14 protein-coding genes and 1 pseudogene are annotated in these 15,880 nt (G+C 67.2%); 9 read left to right on the plus strand and 6 right to left on the minus strand.

All coding sequences use genetic code 11. The features are described from left to right. Positions 1-76: 76 nt before the first annotated feature. A complete protein-coding gene (locus AKJ09_RS43380) occupies positions 77-1,135 on the minus strand; it encodes a hypothetical protein (protein WP_146653726.1) in 1,059 nt (352 codons plus the stop codon). Positions 1,136-1,236: 101 nt separating this feature from the next. On the opposite strand from AKJ09_RS43380, the gene AKJ09_RS43385 reads away from it, so the two are divergent. The 6 genes and pseudogenes from AKJ09_RS43385 (at position 1,237) to AKJ09_RS43405 (ending at position 6,409) form a co-directional block, all read left to right on the plus strand. Continuing rightward, a complete protein-coding gene (locus AKJ09_RS43385; RefSeq protein ID WP_240488823.1) occupies positions 1,237-1,794 on the plus strand; it encodes a gamma-glutamylcyclotransferase in 558 nt (185 codons plus the stop codon). A 32-nt stretch (positions 1,795-1,826) separates the two neighbouring features. Then, positions 1,827-2,222, plus strand: a pseudogene (locus AKJ09_RS55805) (DEAD/DEAH box helicase family protein); the annotation flags it as partial. Beyond that, positions 2,222-3,190, plus strand: coding sequence for a DEAD/DEAH box helicase (locus AKJ09_RS43390; RefSeq protein ID WP_240488824.1), 969 nt, complete (start codon positions 2,222-2,224; stop codon positions 3,188-3,190). The pseudogene AKJ09_RS55805 and the gene AKJ09_RS43390, both read left to right, overlap by 1 nt. Beyond that, entirely contained in the window at positions 3,177-4,412 is a 1,236-nt protein-coding gene (locus tag AKJ09_RS43395) for a DUF790 family protein (protein WP_146653728.1), read from the plus strand. Before AKJ09_RS43390 ends, AKJ09_RS43395 begins: the two co-directional genes overlap by 14 nt. Positions 4,413-4,501: 89 nt before the next feature. Continuing rightward, positions 4,502-5,461: a CE1 family esterase gene (locus tag AKJ09_RS43400; protein WP_146653729.1), complete on the plus strand. Its 960-nt coding sequence runs from the start codon at positions 4,502-4,504 to the stop codon at positions 5,459-5,461. A gap of 81 nt (positions 5,462-5,542) precedes the next feature. Beyond that, the gene (locus AKJ09_RS43405) at positions 5,543-6,409 is read left to right on the plus strand and encodes a cyclic nucleotide-binding domain-containing protein (protein WP_146653730.1); all 867 of its coding nucleotides are present in this window, start codon (positions 5,543-5,545) and stop codon (positions 6,407-6,409) included. Between the two features lie 116 nt (positions 6,410-6,525). Here the strand turns inward: AKJ09_RS43405 and AKJ09_RS43410 are convergent, their stop codons facing one another. Next, on the minus strand, positions 6,526-7,977 hold the full coding sequence (locus AKJ09_RS43410) for a VWA domain-containing protein (RefSeq protein WP_146653731.1): 1,452 nt from the start codon (positions 7,975-7,977) through the stop codon (positions 6,526-6,528). 97 nt (positions 7,978-8,074) lie between these two features. On the opposite strand from AKJ09_RS43410, the gene AKJ09_RS43415 reads away from it, so the two are divergent. Continuing rightward, positions 8,075-8,539, plus strand: a complete 465-nt coding sequence (locus AKJ09_RS43415; protein ID WP_146653732.1) for a hypothetical protein — start codon at positions 8,075-8,077, stop codon at positions 8,537-8,539. A gap of 10 nt (positions 8,540-8,549) precedes the next feature. Here the strand turns inward: AKJ09_RS43415 and AKJ09_RS43420 are convergent, their stop codons facing one another. Both AKJ09_RS43420 and AKJ09_RS43425 read right to left on the minus strand, forming a co-directional pair. Then, positions 8,550-9,374 (minus strand): alpha/beta fold hydrolase, encoded by an 825-nt coding sequence (locus tag AKJ09_RS43420; RefSeq protein WP_146653733.1) that lies wholly within the window; start codon positions 9,372-9,374, stop codon positions 8,550-8,552. 69 nt (positions 9,375-9,443) lie between these two features. Next, positions 9,444-11,117: a serine/threonine-protein kinase gene (locus tag AKJ09_RS43425; protein WP_146653734.1), complete on the minus strand. Its 1,674-nt coding sequence runs from the start codon at positions 11,115-11,117 to the stop codon at positions 9,444-9,446. 435 nt (positions 11,118-11,552) lie between these two features. On the opposite strand from AKJ09_RS43425, the gene AKJ09_RS54530 reads away from it, so the two are divergent. Continuing rightward, positions 11,553-12,722, plus strand: a complete 1,170-nt coding sequence (locus tag AKJ09_RS54530; protein ID WP_205633955.1) for a hypothetical protein — start codon at positions 11,553-11,555, stop codon at positions 12,720-12,722. Between the two features lie 6 nt (positions 12,723-12,728). Here AKJ09_RS54530 and AKJ09_RS43435 read toward each other — a convergent pair whose 3' ends face one another. Next, complete coding sequence (locus AKJ09_RS43435) at positions 12,729-13,892, minus strand: ferritin family protein (RefSeq protein WP_146653735.1); 1,164 nt, start codon at positions 13,890-13,892, stop codon at positions 12,729-12,731. Positions 13,893-13,930: 38 nt separating this feature from the next. After that, positions 13,931-14,956, minus strand: coding sequence for an aldo/keto reductase (locus tag AKJ09_RS43440; RefSeq protein ID WP_146653736.1), 1,026 nt, complete (start codon positions 14,954-14,956; stop codon positions 13,931-13,933). Between the two features lie 225 nt (positions 14,957-15,181). Between AKJ09_RS43440 and AKJ09_RS43445 the strand changes: the two genes are divergently transcribed. After that, on the plus strand, positions 15,182-15,793 hold the full coding sequence (locus AKJ09_RS43445) for a response regulator (RefSeq protein WP_146653737.1): 612 nt from the start codon (positions 15,182-15,184) through the stop codon (positions 15,791-15,793). The last annotated feature ends 87 nt before the right edge of the window (positions 15,794-15,880 follow it).

A 15,880-nucleotide genomic window follows, 5' to 3' on the forward strand; every position in this document is an offset into this window, starting at 1 on the left:
CCACGGTGCAAGGCACACGACCAGGTGTCATCAAACGACCACGCAACGCGTGCGATTTCGTACGAAACGCGATGGCTCAGCCGGTGACGGAGACGCCGATTGCGGCGGGCTCGGAGACGAGCGTTCCGTCCGTGGAGAGCGCTCGGAGCTCGAGCGTTCCCTGCCCGACCTTTGCACCACGCGCCTCGATGCTGACGCTGATCGTGTTCCGGATCTGATCGGCGCCCGCATTCATCATCTGCTGCATCGCGCCGAACATGTCGGAGGCGTCGAGGCCGAGGCCCGCCGACGCCGGAGGTTCGATGTACGCGAGCGGCAACTGCGCGACGAACACGTCGCCGACGCGTTCGACTGGCGGCGTGACGCTCGATCGGTCGAGGATACCCTCGAGCCGCATCTCCACGTCGATGGCGTCGATCGTGAGAAGGTCGAGCGCGTCACCGCCGATCTCGAGGTTCACGCCGAGCACGGGAGCGCCGGACGACACCGAAACGGCGAAGAGCGGTCCCATCGTCTCGAGGCGCTTGCCAACCCTCGCCATCCGTACGGCCGAGGGAACCGCGGCATCGATCACGAGCGCACGCGGCATCTCTTCGTCGGCCCCCTCCTCGTCGAGCGGATCGGCGAAGCCGAGCATCGTTCCGGCGCTCGCAGGGGCATCCGCGCCTAGCGCCGAAGCGACGGCCGCGAGGAGCTCTTCGTGGGTGCTCGCCAGGATCCCACGCTCGAACGCCGACTTTCCCGAGGCCCCGGCCGCGAGCGCGGCGAGCTCGGGCGCAGGGCTCGGACGACCGAGCGGGAACTTGAGCGTCACGCTCTCGTCGCCACCGTCGAAGACGAACGCCTCGACGCCTTCTTCGTCGAGATCGAGGGCCACCACCGTCGCGTCGCACGAAGCCGAAAGCGCAGCGCCCCATTCGTCCGCGTCGGCGATGTCGAGCGACGCAGCATTGGCGATCGACACCCAATCACCGACCTGCGAAACGACCACGTTCGGGCCGGCAAGTCCGTCGACCAGCGCAAGGGGGTTCCCCGGATCGATGCCGAACGGCTCGAGGCCACCGTCGTCTTCGGCGTACTCCGCCACCGCGCCCGAAACCTCTTCGACGCTCTTGCCGCGCACGAGCAGAATCATGGCCCCGAGTACCATCGTTCGCGACGCGACGGAACGGTCGCGCGCCATGCACGGCAGAGGTCCGTCGATGCCGCGGGATGGGCCGCCTGGTTCGTCCTACAATGGGCGGCCGCTTCCCCATGTGGATCTTCGCCTACGGCTCGCTCATCTTCCGCCCCGCGTTCCCCTACCTCGAGCGAAAGCGGGCATTCTTGCCTGGCTGGTCGCGGCGCTTCTGGCAGGGCTCCCCCGATCACCGTGGTGTTCCCGAAGCGCCCGGCCTCGTGGCCACGCTCGTGGCCGAAGCGGGTGCCATGTGTGGAGGTTGCGCGTACCGGATCGACACCACCGAGGCGCCTCGCATCCTCGCCGAGCTCGACGTTCGCGAGCAGGCTGGATTCGAACGCCACTGTTTCGCGCTCTTCGAAGAGCCGGACGGGGTCTCGTTCGCAGAGGCCGTCGTCTACGTGGCCAAGACGGACAATCCGCACTTCCTCGGCCCGCTCGACGAGAAGGCGATTGCCAGCTGGGTGCGCACGCGGCGCGGTCCGAGTGGCGCCAATATCGACTACGTGCTCTGTCTCCACGACGCCCTTCAGGCGCTCGCGATCGACGACCCTCACGTCGACACCATCGTGCGATGGCTGCGTGAGGAGGTGATCGAGTCGACATCGTCCTAGAGCCCACGCGCCTGTGCTATCGAGGGCATGACATGGCCACGCTGCGTTTCCATGCAGGCACGCTGGAGCTGCACGGCCTCGCGCAGGAGGCTTCGCAGGTTCCCGCATCGTTCGTCTGGGACACACGAACGGCCTGTTTTCGTGCGCCCGCGATGGCCTATGCCGAGGTCGTGAGCGAGCTCCGTGCGCGCGGGACCGCGTTCGACGACCAGGCTCGCGCGTACGATAAAGACCTGTCCGGCGCCACCGTGAGGCGCGAGCCGCGGCCCTACCAGGCGGAGGCGATCGACGCGTTCCGCGCTGCCCATCGGCGCGGCGTGGTGGTGCTCCCCACCGGGGCCGGGAAAACGCACGTCGCGATGATGGCCATCGACGATCTACGACGCAGCACGCTCGTCGTGGCTCCGACGTTGGATCTCGTCAGCCAGTGGTACGACCTCCTGCGCGCCACCTTCGGGGGACGATCGGCGTCATCGGCGGCGGCGACTACGACGTCCGCCCGCTCACCGTCACGACCTACGACTCGGCGTGCCTGCACATGGAGCACCTCGGCGCGCGCTTCGGATTCGTCGTGTTCGACGAGTGCCATCACCTGCCCGGCCCCAGCTACAAGCTCGCGGCTCAACTCTGCCTCGCGCCCTTCCGCCTCGGGCTCACCGCGACCCCCGAGCGCGCCGACGGACAGCACCTGCTGCTCGACACGCTCGTCGGGCCGACCGTGTACCGCAAGGACATCTCCGAGCTCGCGGGCGAATACCTGGCGGACTACGACGTGGTCCACCTCGAGGTCGATTTGACCGAAGAAGAGCGTGCCGAACACGACGCGGAACGCGCGCTCTACCTCGGGTTCGTCGCGAAGAACGGCATCCGACTGTCCTCACCGCGTGGCTTCGGTGACTTCATCGCGCGCTCGGCCCGGAGCGCCGAAGGGCGTCGCGCCATGCGTGGCTACCGCCGGCAACGCGAGCTCGCGTTCGCGGCGAGCGCGAAGCTCACGCAGATCGAGCACCTTCTCGACGTTCATCGCGACGGACGAGCCATCGTCTTCACGCAAGACAACGCGACCGCGTATCGAATCGCCCGGAGGTTCTTGCTGCCGGCCATCACGCATCAAACCCGTGTGAGCGAACGGAGCGAGATCCTCGCCGGCCTTGCCGACGGCACGTTCGGCGCCGTCGTGACGTCGAAGGTGTTGAACGAAGGGGTCGACGTGCGTGAGGCGAACGTCGCCATCGTCCTCTCCGGCAGCGGGTCGGTGCGCGAGCACGTGCAGCGCCTCGGACGCATCCTCCGCAAGAGCGAAGGAAAGCGCGCCGTCCTCTACGAGCTCGTGACGTCGCGAACGGCCGAAACGCGAACGAGCGAGCGGCGGAGGGAGCACGATGCTTACCGCTGATCTCGCCGAAGCGCGCCGCTCCGGCGACGAGCTCGTCATCAAGCCGCTCGACACGCGCGGTCGTGTCGAGGCGCGCGAGCTTGCGGCCGCCTACCTCGACGCCGCCACGAACCACCTCGGAAGCCGCCGTGAAGACCTCGAGGCCGCCTGGGACGCCATCAGCCAGGAAGCATCGAAGCCGAAGCGAGCGGCAGCGGTACGGAAGCTCGTCGAGGACGCCTGCGTGTTCGAAGCCGAACCCACCGTCTCGCCGCAAGACGTGCGCCGCGCCGTCTTCTCGCACGCGAGCCTACGGAGAAGGAACCGCGGCGCCTCCGAGCCATTCGATCGTGACGCGGTCATCGCGGAAGTCGCGACCTCGCTCGGCCTCACGCCGGAGCGCACCGAGCAGGCGCTCTTCGCGGATCTGCGTGGTGAACAACGACTCGTCACCGCACCTCAATCGGGCGCCGAGAGCTTCGCCGCGGCCTACGAGCTCGCACGACCGCAAGCGGTGCTGCTCCGCGCTGCCAGGGTGGTCTGCGAGATCGACGCCCCCTCGCCCGGCCCGCTGCGCGCGTTCTTCGGGCGCCTCAAGTTCCACAAGCTGCTCTTCGGTGCCGAGCGCGTCGGTGAACGGAGCATTCGCGTCACCGTCGACGGTCCGTTCTCGATGTTCGAGTCGGTGACGCGCTACGGCGTGCGGTTCGCACTGCTCCTGCCCGCGTTGCGCGAGCTCGAACGATGGACGCTCCGCGCCGACGTTCGTTGGGGTCCTTCGCGCGAGCAGCTCGGGTTCACGCTCTCCTCGGGCGACGTGACGTTCGGCGACGATGCCGAGCCCCACGTGGCCGACGACGTGCGCGATCTGGCCGAGGCCCTCCGCGCGCTGCGGTCGCCCTATCGCGTCGAGCTCGCGAGCACGCTCCTCGACGTGCCGGGCGTGGGCATCTGCGTCCCCGACCTCGTTCTCCGCCACGAGGACGGTGGGCCTCCCGTCTACGTGGAGGTGCTCGGGTTCTGGAGTCGCGACGCTGTCTTTCGAAGAATCGATCTCGCGGAGCGAGGTCTCGGCGAACGCGTGGTGTTCGCCGTCAGTGCCCGCCTGCGGGTCAGCGCCGAGCTCCTCGAGGAGAGCGACTCCGCGGCACTCTACGTCTACAAGGGAAAGATGAGCGCGCGGGCCGTGCTCGAACACGTCGCGCGCCTCGGATCCGCAGGCCCATCGACGCACGCGCGCTGACGGCCGCGTGAGGCTCGGCGCGAGCGCTCGAAGTCGCTCATCGCCGTCATCTTGTCGGGTCGTACGGGCGTTGCGAGGTTTCGGGCGGCGTGCGTTCCTTCTCGTTCGCTCTCCTTTCCACCCTGCTGGTCGGTTGCAGTGGCGAGGGACCAGCATCGCCCTCGAGCGACCCACCGGAAGACCCGACAAAGCCCCCAGGCGAACCACCGCCGAGCTCGGAGGACGAGGCTGGAACACCGCCGGGCAACAAGCCGAACGACGACGCAGGCACGACGCCCGCCGAGCCGATGGGCTGCAGCGTCAGCCCGCCGGACGTCGGAACGGTGACGCAGGAGCAGACCGTCGCTGCCGGCAAGAGCCGCACGTATCATCTCTCCGTTCCGGCGGCCTATCAGGCCGGTGTTCCGACGCCGCTCGTGTTCGTCCTGCACGGCGCCGGCGACACGAATCCCGTCCACATGCGCGAGTGGTTCGACGTCGAAGCGCATGTCCCCGACGCCCTCTACGTCTATCCGCAGGCGCTCGTCAGAAGGCGCATCGACGGCACCGGCGGTGACGTTCCACGTTGGGATCTCCACGGAGATGACGACACAGCGCTCTTCGACGCGGTCGTCAGCGAGCTCTCCGAACGCTACTGCGTCGACCGGACCAACGTTCTCGCTACCGGTTTCAGCTCGGGCGGTAATTTCGCGAACCAGCTGGCGTGCCTTCGCCAGTCGGAGATCCGCGCGATCGGCGCCGTGTCGGGCCCTGGGCCCTTCACCGACGTTTGCGGTGGCGCGGTTGGCGTGTGGATGACACACGACACCGGAGACAACGTTCTGCCCATCGCCGATGCCCGCCGCGCCCGGGATTTCTGGGCTCGCGAGAACGCTTGTGGCGACGATTGGGTGCCCGACAAGCTCCCGATGTGCCGGCGCAACGCGGCCTGCCCTCCGAGCGCGCCGCTCGTGTACTGCGAGACGAGCGGCATCGGCCACGAGATGACCACGTTCGCGGTCCCCGCCATCTCCGACTTCTTCGGCGCCATCCTCAAGACGAGCCGCTGAGAAACGCGCGACGCCGCTTTGTGCTCGCGCCACGGCGCTGTAACGTAGCCGCCGCGGTCCTGACCGCGAGGAGGTGTTGCCGTGTCGATCGTTCACGAGCTCCAGGCGTTGCCGTTGTTTCAGGGGATCTCCGAGGGCCACCTCAAGGAGCTCGTCGCCATCTTCAAGACGGTCACGCACAAGGGTGGCACCGTCCTCTTCAGGCCCGGTGAGATCGCGGCCACGTTCGATATCCTGACGAGCGGCGAGGTCACCATCGAGGAAGAGGGCGCCGTTCGATTCCAGCTTCGCCCCGTGGCCCCCGTCGGAGAGCTCGGCTCGCTCACGGGCATCCCGCGCAGCACCACCGCGACCACCACCTCCGGCGCGACGCTGCTCTCCGTCCCCGTCGACACGCTCCATGCCTTCTTCGAGAAGCGCGGCGAGATCGGCTTCGCGTTCTACAAGAACCTGCTCCACGTCGTGAGCGACAAGGTTGGCCGTGATCGCCGCCGGCTCGACGAGATGCGCTCGAACCTGATTCGCACGCAGAAGTCGATGAAGCAGATGCGCGAGACCGTGCTCGCGGCGAAGGAGACCGACATCTCGAAGCCGCTCTTCGAGACCCTCGACACGCTCATCGAGAACAACCGCCGCGCGAACTACCGCGTGTCGCCGACGCAGGCTTACGCCTCGCACGTGCGCCTCGACAGCGGCAAGCTCGCCGCCGTCCTCGAAGTGAGCCAGGGCTACTTGAAGCTCGAAGGCAGCGCGCCTTCGCTCACGAACGATCGGAGCCACTGGGCGGGCGTGATGGTGATGCCCACCGGCGAGATCCTCGTCAGCGGCAGCATCGTCCGCGAAGACGAAGGCGGCGTGGTCGTCAAGCTCGACACGCTCGTCGACGAATTCAAGGCCAAGCTCGACGACTACACGACGCGCCTCCAGCTCCTCGACTTCGTCGTCTGAACGCAGCGCGAAACGAAGAACGCGCGAAACGAAAAACGCACGCTGGGCTCTCCGCGACCGGAGGCCAAGCGTGCGTTTCGTCTTTGCGTCTCGTCGTTCGTACCGTTCGACGCGCGCTACTTCACGATGGTCTTGCAGCCGAGCAGGATGTCGACCTTCGCCGTGCCGGTGCTGTTCTTCATCGTGTCGCAGGTCGACGGGCACAAGATGATCTTCGACGGCGCAGCGCTCGCCGGATCGACGTCGTAGTACCAGCCGCCGGCGGCATCGCAGTCGCCCGCCGCCTTCTTGTTGCCGAGAACCGAAGCGGTACCGTTATCGCTCGTGTACTGCACGTTGACCTTGTCGTAGTCGGCCGTGCCCGCCTCGGGCTTCGGAACTTCGTACTGGCACGGCAGCGCCTGACCGCGGATCTTCTCGAGCGCCTGCTGGAATTGCGCGGTGACGTTCGCCCCCGTGCTCACCATGAACGCCGAGCCGGTGCCGCCGCTCGTCGCGATGGCGTTGAGGTTCGTCGTAGCCGTGGCTTTCTCGTCGTCCGAGAAGACGCCGATCACGAACGTCTTCACGCTGGGCGACCCCGAAGCCGACATGGACGCGAGGTTGGCGATGCCCGGAATGTCGAGCGGCGTGCAAACGGTGGGCAGCCCGTCGGTCGCGAGGACCATGACCACCGCATGACCGGGATGATCGGTCGCGTACTGCTTCGAGTACGCGAGCCCACTCTGCATGGCCGTCCCCGTGGGCGTCATCATGTTGGGCTTGGGATCCGGCAGACTGTTGATCTTCGAGGTGAGCGCCGCCTCGTTGCCGGGCAACGCCCCGATGTTCACCGCGACGTTGGCGTAGTCTGAGGCGACGCAGGAGTCCCCCTCGCAATAGCCGACGGTGTTCGCCGCGCAGGATCCGATCAAGCAGCCGTAGTCAGGATCGCCCACGAGACAGCTGCTGCCCGTCGAGAGCGGCCCCAGCATGCACGCCCCCGTGGTTCGGCACTTGCGGCCACCGCAGTCTGCGTCCGAATCACAGCTCACGACGGGGTCGTTCGAGTTGGCGGGAGAGCAGGCCTTGAGGAAGCAGCGACCGAGGCTCACGCCTCCGACGTTGCACTGAGCGTTCGATGTGCACGTCGCGGGTGCACCGGGGTGGACGATCGGAAAGATCTGCAGGCCGACGCCGATCCCCGCGGAGCTTGGATCGGTGAGAAACGCGTTGAGCGCAGTCTTCACCGATGCCCATTTCGTGGGCCCCTTTCCATCCGCGCCCGTCGTGGCCATCATCGAGCCGGATGAATCGAGCATCACGAGGATGTCGAGCGGTAGCTGCTTGGCCGACTCCGTCTGCGCTGCGCACGTGCCGAGATCACCGCCGTCCGTGCCGTTGCTCGGTCCACCGCTCGAGCCGAGGCTCCCAGACGAACCCGTCGAGGGCCCGTTCGAGTTCGAGCCCGATGACGTCGACGCATCTGCCCCTTCATCGAAGGAGTTGTCCTTGCTCGAACCACAAGCGGAGCTGACCGCGACGGTGAGGACACCGGCGAGCAGCAGCACGGAGAATCTCTTGGCCATGATGCTCTTTCCGCGGAACGAGCTGATCCACAACGAACCGCTGAGCTCTTTTGCTTCTTTCTCGACGGAACCGAAAGACTGCACTAACGTTCAGTCTATGACCGAGCCCACCCCTGCATTCGCGTTCCAGCTCCTCGAGATCTTCGAAGGCCCCCTCCGCGACATTCGTTTCCCTGACGCCAGCGGGGAAATCCTAGCTTCTTCGATCGCCGAGGTGCAGGCGACCCACGCGGCGCTGCTGACGGCGGAGGCCGCCCTCGAGGCTGCCAAGGCGCGTCTCATCGAAGTCCAGCAAGTGCTGACCGCCCGTTCGGAGCGCGCTCTGGCCTACGCGCGCATCTACGCGGCCGATCAACCCGAGCTCGAAGCGATGCTCGAACCGATTCAGATCCGCGGTGCCGCCAAGCGTGGTCCGGGCCGTCCGGCGCGCGCGTCGAGCGTCGAGGAGAGCAGCCCCTCTCTCGCGAACCCCACGCGGACGCGACGAGGCAAGCGCTCGGGGTCGAGCGATGCGAACGAGCAGATGGAGCTCGAGACGGACGCGAGCGCCGCGGCCGAGTGATCGGGGCTAGCTAGCCGTCGAGGTAGCCGAGCACGAGGTCACGAAGCGCGTCGGGAGCTTCGGCGTGCACCCAGTGACCAACGTTCGGAAGGACGTCGATGGTCGTGCGCGGACAGCGCGCAGCGTGGGCAATGTCGCTTTGGTCGACGATGTCGGACGCGCCTCCCACGATGAGGTGTGTCCGCATCAGGCCCGGCGGGTTCTCGAGAACGTCCCACGAGTCACGAATGAAGTAGTCCTCGAGCATCGCGCGAATACCCGGAACGTCGATGCGGAACTCGAACCGCGTCGTGTTGGGAACCGGTCGCACGTTCATGGCGAGCCACATGGCGATGGGGCGCGCGACACCGCGTTCCTCCATCCACGTGGTAAACGCATTTCGATCGCCGAACTCCTCGGGCAAATTGCGGAGCAGATCGACGATGTGCATCGTCCCGGAGGAGCCGCGATAGTCGGGGCGCGCGCTCGGCGTCGAGTCGATGACGTACAGATGATCGAGCGACGCGCCATGCCCGCGCGCGTATTCGATCGCCACTTTCCCGCCGAAGCTATGGCCGAGGACGGCGCGCACCGGACCGCGATGGCCGATGCTCGCCACGAGCTCGGCGACGTCGTTTGCGGTTGCGGCCACGGTGTGCGGCGGCGAGAAGCCTGTCTGCGATTCACCGTGCAGCCGGAGATCGACGAGAACCACGCCCCACGAAGGTCGCGCGCCGACGATTTGCTTCGCGAACGTTCGCCAGTTCGCTCCCGATCCGAGGATACCGTGGAGGAACACGAACCAACGATCCGGGGTGGACGACGGCGCCGTCACGAACGCGTGCGACAAGGGCATGAGGAGCGCGAATATGCTCCGCCCGAGGGCTCCCCTGCAACCTCGTCCCCGTGATCTTCGCGGCTGAGGTCAGCGAGGACGCTTGCGCTTGCGATGGTCGCCGGGCACGACCTTCTTCGGGCTCTTGGGGGGCGGACGCTTCGTGCCGGCGTGCGGTCCTGCGCTCGCGCGCGGCTTCGGTTCGACGGCGAGCGGCGCCGACGAAGGCCCCGCATCGGTCTCGATATCGTCGTCGTCGTCGTCGCCAGCGTCCCCCGTATCGCCCGCGTCACCGCCGTCGGTCGCTTCGGCGTCCGCGAGATCGGCCTCGGCGTCTTTCGTATCGAGGCGCACCGCGGGATCGACAGGCATGGCGAGCTCCGCGTCGAGCTCGGACGTTGCCACGCCGCTGTCGGAGGGCTCGGGCTCGGCGCCGGGAGCGACCGCTCCGCTCGCGTCGAGATCGAGGGCGCCGAGCACTCCCGATTCGGTGAGACGCGCGCGGATCTCGGAAGCATTGAGCCAGGCGAGACCGCCGACAGCCAGAAGGCCCACGGCCCAAGGCCAGCGCGAGGAACGCTCGGACTTGCGCCGCGCCGGAGCGCGATTGCTCTCGTGCCGAATGTCCGCCGTGGCGCCCACGCTGGACTCGTCGTCGGGGCGCGCTTGGGGGCGCGGTTCGGAGCCGACACGGGAGCGCGGAGGCTCGAGGGCGAGCTCGCGCGACGAGACCTCCATCGTCGCGTCCATGCTGGCCGGCTGCGCCGACGCAGGCTCGAGCGCCGGCGGGTTCGACGAGCGAGACACGCGCGACGTCGCGGGCTGGCGAATCGAATACGGCATCACGAGCATCGTGGGGCCGTCGCCAGCGAGCAGGTCGCGCGCAGCGCGCACGTCTGCGAGCATCGCCGTGGCATCGGGATAGCGATCTTCGCGGTTGAACGCGATGGCTCGATCGACGATGCGAGCGAACGGTTCCGACACGTCGGCTTTGACCGTGCGAATGCGCGGTGCAGGCACCGTTGCCATCTTCACGACCTGCATCACGATGTTGTCGGCGTCGTGGATGCGCCGGCCGGTGATGAGGCGGAACGCCGTCGCGCCGAGGGCGAAGAGATCCGTTCGGCCGTCGATTTCGGAGGTCTTCCCCGAAGCTTGCTCGGGAGACATGTACGCCGGCGTACCGAGCGCCAAGCCCGCGCTGGTGACCGGCCCCGTTTCGCTGAGGCGCGCGAGGCCGAAGTCGAGCACCTTGACGCGAATGCCCTCGCGCTCGGGATCGCGCGCGAGGAAGAGATTTTCGGGCTTGAGGTCGCGATGGACGACGCCGTGTGCGTGCGCGGCCTCGAGGACCTCGAGCACGGCCTCCATGATGACGAGCAGCTCGTGTTCGGTGAGCCGAGCTCCTCGCTTACCGCGCTCCTCGAGGGATTCGCCCTCGAGCATCTCCATCACGATGTACGCCGTGCCCGCGTCGGGGCCTTCTTTGACGACGTCGTCGTCGAGCACCTGCACGGCGCCGCGATGCTCCACGCGATTCGCGGCGTAGCCTTCGCGGAGGAAGCGTTCGCGGACTTCGTCGACGCTGGCGATGTCCGGATGTAGGACCTTCACCGCCGCGCGAGCGCCGTTGCGGTGGCGACCGGCGTAGACGGCGGCCATGCCGCCCTTGCCGAGAAGACGCTCGAGCGTCCACTTGTCGTTGAGGACGCTCCCCACGCGATCTTCGGCGCGCGGATCCTCACGTTCGACGGAAGCGGACATCGGCCCCCGGTTATAGCGCGACAGGGGCGTCCGGATCGCGCCCGACGGTCATCGAGCCCCACTTTGGAGCGAGAAAAGTGCAAAAACTCCGGCGACTCCCGAGGCTCCGGCGGCCAGGATCACCCCCGCCGCACCGTTGATCATGCCTGCGAAGCAGGCGATGGCGGCTCCGACGGCAAACCAGGCTATCGAGGGCCATGCCCGCGCTCCGGCGGACGGAAGGCGGGCTCTCGCCGGCATGCAACGCTTACATTGCCCACACGGCTCACACGTGTGCGTGGAGAAGACGAGCCACGGACCGGATGGATGGAGGCGCACGAACATCCCCATCGATCGTCGCGCGACACTTGTTGCGCCAAGTGAACGTCATCGTTGGTTCGTCGTGCAAAAGGTGCCACGGCTGGGACTACCATCACCACCGAGAGGGGTACGGCGATGAGTCAACGCTTCAGCGCTTCCATGGTCGTGGCATTCACGTTTGCTGCATCGACGCTCGCGATGACCGCAGCGGCGTGCGGTAGCGACGACGCGTCCGGCTCGTCACCGGAGAACGGATCCACGTCGGGGTCGAACGGAACGAGCGGGTCGAACGGAACGACCACCGGCTCGAGCGGGTCGACAGGCACGTCCGGCTCGAGCGGATCCTCCGGCACCAGCGGCACTTCGGGAACGTCGGGCACGCCCGGCCCCGGAACGACCTATGCGGGCTGCCGCATCTTCCCGAACGACAATCCGTGGAACACGGACGTCTCGACGGCTTCCGTCGATACCGATCTCATGACGAGCGTGATGCCTCACATGAGCCTCGGCACGGGCTTGCATCCGGATTGGGGCACGGTCGACGAGCAATACGGTCTGCCGATCACCGTCGGCAAGGCCTCGACCCCGGTGCCGATCACCTGGACGACCAGCTGGGGTCCCACGGAGAGCGACCCGGTCCCCTGCCCTTCCGGCGGAGGAAAGTTCTGCTACCCGATCCCCCTCGACGCGAAGATCGAGGGAGGTCCGGGCGCCAAGACGGGCGACGATCGCCACCTCATCTTCCTCGCCAACGACGGCGCGCCCGATCACTGCATGCTGTACGAATTGTACAATACACAGAACCAGTCGGGCGCGGGCTTCACAGCGGCGAGCGGTGCGGTCTTCAGCCTGGACTCGAACGCGCTTCGTCCCGAAGGTTGGACGTCCGCCGACGCGGCGGGCATGTCGGTGATGGCCGGCCTCGTTCGATGGGAAGAGGTTCAGCGCGGCGAGATCACCCATGCCATCCGCTTCACGATGGACGCCACGCGCGACGCCTACATTCACCCGGCGACGCATGCAGCAGGCAGCAAGGACACCTCGCTTCCGCCGATGGGCCTCCGCGTTCGTCTCAAGGCGAGTTTCGACGACTCGAAGTTGACGGGCCCGTCGAAGATCGTCGTGACGGCCATGAAGAAATACGGCCTCATCCTCGCGGACAACGGATCGGACTGGTACATCACCGGCGAGAGCGAAAACGCGTGGAAACCAGCGATGGGCGATCTCGTCAGTTCGCTGGGCAAGATCAAGGGCTCGGACTTCGAGATCGTGAAGACCGGCTCGGTGATCCCCCAGCCTCACTAACGCGGTTCACGCGGCCACGGCGAGATACGGAGCGAGAAGGCTCGCGAGCCGCACCTCGAGATCGCGCCGCGTAGCCTCGAACTCGGTGGCTTCGAGCGCTTCGCTCATGATGCCGAAGCGCTCCCAAGCGCCGCTTCGTGCCGCGTCGGGCAAGGGCGTGCGCATGGTCTTGGGCAACGCGCGGCCCGCGGCCTCGAGCGCGTAGGCGACGGGCTCGCCGCCCTCCGAGAGACAGAACTTCACGACGTCCCAGCCGTGGCGCGCATGCCGGCCTTCGTCCGCGGCGATCTCTTTCAACATCTCTCGCACGGCGGGATCCGCGGTACGTCGCGCGAGCTTGGCGACGATGCGCGCCGAGACCCCCTCGTGCAGCGCTCCGTCGACGAGCGAATCGACGGCGAGCTGAGCGAGTTGCGCGGTGCGCGGCCCGACGAGCGTGCGTGCGCGCGAAGCCTGCGGAAAGGCCCCCGGGCTCTCCGCGCGGCCGTCAATCGATCGCGCGACCGCGAAACAAAGCTCGGCGTGGCGGATCTCCTCGATGGCATCTTCGTTCGCCGAGCGCACGAGCGCCGGCGGCGCGCCTAGCGCGACGAGGTCGAGCGTCAAGCGAGCGAACGCCGCGACCGACGCGTGTTCGGTCCGTCCGTTCTCACGCCACTGCGCGGCGAGCGCGAGCCGCGTGGCCTCGTCGAGTTCGAAACCCGGCGCACGCTGATCGCTCGGCTTCGCCCAGTCGTCACCGGTGGTGACGGGCGGAAGAAGCACCCGGCCAAAGCTCCGGAGCTGACGACCGCGCGACAGGCTCATCGTGGCGAGGAGCGCCGTGAGGAGCCCAACGCCGGTCATCATGAGATTGAGAAGGACCGCGAAGACGCTCCCCACGGTCCCCTTCGCGCCCACCGCCGTTCCCCCTTTGACGAGCGCCACAACCCCGAACACGGCGCCGAGGACCCCGAGCGCGGAGGATGCGAGCGCGATGAGTGCCGTCGAATCTCGGGCGTCGATAACGCCTCCCAAGGCGATGCCGCCGACCAGCAAACCGAAGGAGGCTACGAGCGAGATCCAGGCGCGCTTACGCAGCCGGGCGGCGACCTCGTGTCCTGTCGCATTCGTGACGGGGCTACGCGGCGCCGCATAGGCGTGCACGAGTGGGGAGGCGTCGTCCTGCATGACCGGTGAACGCCCCTCGCGGCTCGTCTCTTCCCGCCCTACCAGACCTGCTGCCGACCGATGAAGGCGTAGGGGTACGCCCAATCCGGCGCCGAAGCCTCATCGAGCTCCTTGACGTCTTCGGGCGTGAGCTTCACGTCGATGGCACGCAGATTGTCGTCGAGCTGGGCGATCGTCCGGGCCCCCAGGATGACGCTGGAGACCGTCGGCTTCGCCAGAAGCCAGGCAAGCGCGACCTGCGCCGAGCTGGCCTCACGCCGCTGCGCCACGACCGCGAGGCGATCGAGCAGATCGTACGATCGCTCTTGGCCGAGTCTCGCCATCGTGTCTTTCCACTCCGCGAGACGTGCACCCGCCGGCGGCGCCTGGCCCCGGCGGTACTTGCCCGTCAAGAACCCACTCGCGAGGGGCGACCAGACAAGGACGCCGAGCTTGTACTCACGGCAAACCGGAACGACCTCCCGTTCGGCGCCGCGCTCGAGCAGCGACCACTGCAGCTGCACCGACTCATAGCGGTGGGTCCGATTCTTCTCGGCGGACCAGAGCGACTCCATCAGCCGGTAGCCGGTGTAATTCGAACAGCCGACATAGCGAACCTTGCCGGCGGTGACGAGGTCGTCGAGCGCGCGCAGCGTCTCGTCGATGCGGACCGTCGTGTCCTGCATGTGCACCTGATAGAGGTCGATGAAGTCAGTCTTGAGCCGGCTCAGCGACTGCTCGCACGCGGCGACGATGTGCTTGCGCGAGAGTCCCATGTCGTGCGGACCAGGTTTTTCCATCAGACCGAAGCCGACGGGGAACCGGCATTTCGTCGCGATGAGAACCTTGTGACGCTTGCCCGCCGACCACTGACCGACGAGCTCCTCGCTCCGCCCCTCGCTGTAGACGTTCGCGGTATCGATGAGGTTGACGCCGTGCTCGAGGGCGCGATCGAAGACCCTGCGCGCCTCGTCGTCGCTGGACGTGACCCCCTTCATGAACGTCGCCGACTCGCCGAAGGTCATTGCTCCCAGACTGAGCGCGCTGACTTTGAGACCGCTGGTTCCCAGGCTCCGGATTTCCATGGCGGGCATGCTTTCCGGGCGGCCCGGGGCCGTCAACCACCGGAGAGGCGTGCGCAGGATGGGCAGGATGGGCAGGATGGCCAGATTGCCCTCGTGTCATTCCGCAAGCATGCGACGCAGTGTGCGGAAGGCGTTCGCAGTGAGCGACTCTCCCACGGGGCAAGTTGCACGGTGGCGAAATCGGACAGCTAGCGCAGCAAGATATCGCATGACATTCTGGGAGTGATGGCACCGGGTGTTTCCTTCCTCGTGGCCGAAGACGATTCGAGCGTAGGTCGGTATCTCACGCGTGTGCTTGGTCCGCACGGAGACACAGAGCTCTTCACGACGATGTCTGAGGCCCAAGCTGCGCTCGCGGCAAAGGTGTTCCATGCGCTGGTCGTGGACGTCGGTCTTCCAGACGGGTCGGGGTTCAACGTCGCTCGGGCGGCACGAACCCGTGATCCGGCCGTCCCCGTTCTGGTCCTTTCCGGACGGGTCGACGCCGAACGCCTCGCCGAGGCGCACACGATCGGTGTCCACTATCTGCTGAAGCCCGTCGACAGCGCGCAGCTCGAGGTCTTTGCCCTGCGTGCCCTGGCCCGCGCGCACCTTCGTGCTGGGCGCATCGAGGCGGCGGTCAAGAGCTGGACCTATCGCTACGATCTGACGACCAGCGAAGCGAGTTTGCTCGACCTCTCCGCGCGTGGTGCGCTCCGCAGCGAGCTCGCCGATCTCCGCAAGGTGGCTCCGAGCACGATCAAGAAGCAGGTCCAGATGCTGCTCGACAAGACACACAACCCGTCGCTCGACGTCGCGGTTGCCCGCCTCTTGCGAACGGCGCTCGACGAAGACTGAGAGGCCGACTGGCCGGGCCAGGGTCGAAACTGGCCGGGCCAGGCTGACGCCGCGCCAAGCGCGCGGATTCGTTATGGGCAGAAGCAG

The organism is Labilithrix luteola (genome assembly GCF_001263205.1).
Lineage (GTDB): Bacteria > Myxococcota_A > Polyangia > Polyangiales > Polyangiaceae > Labilithrix > Labilithrix luteola.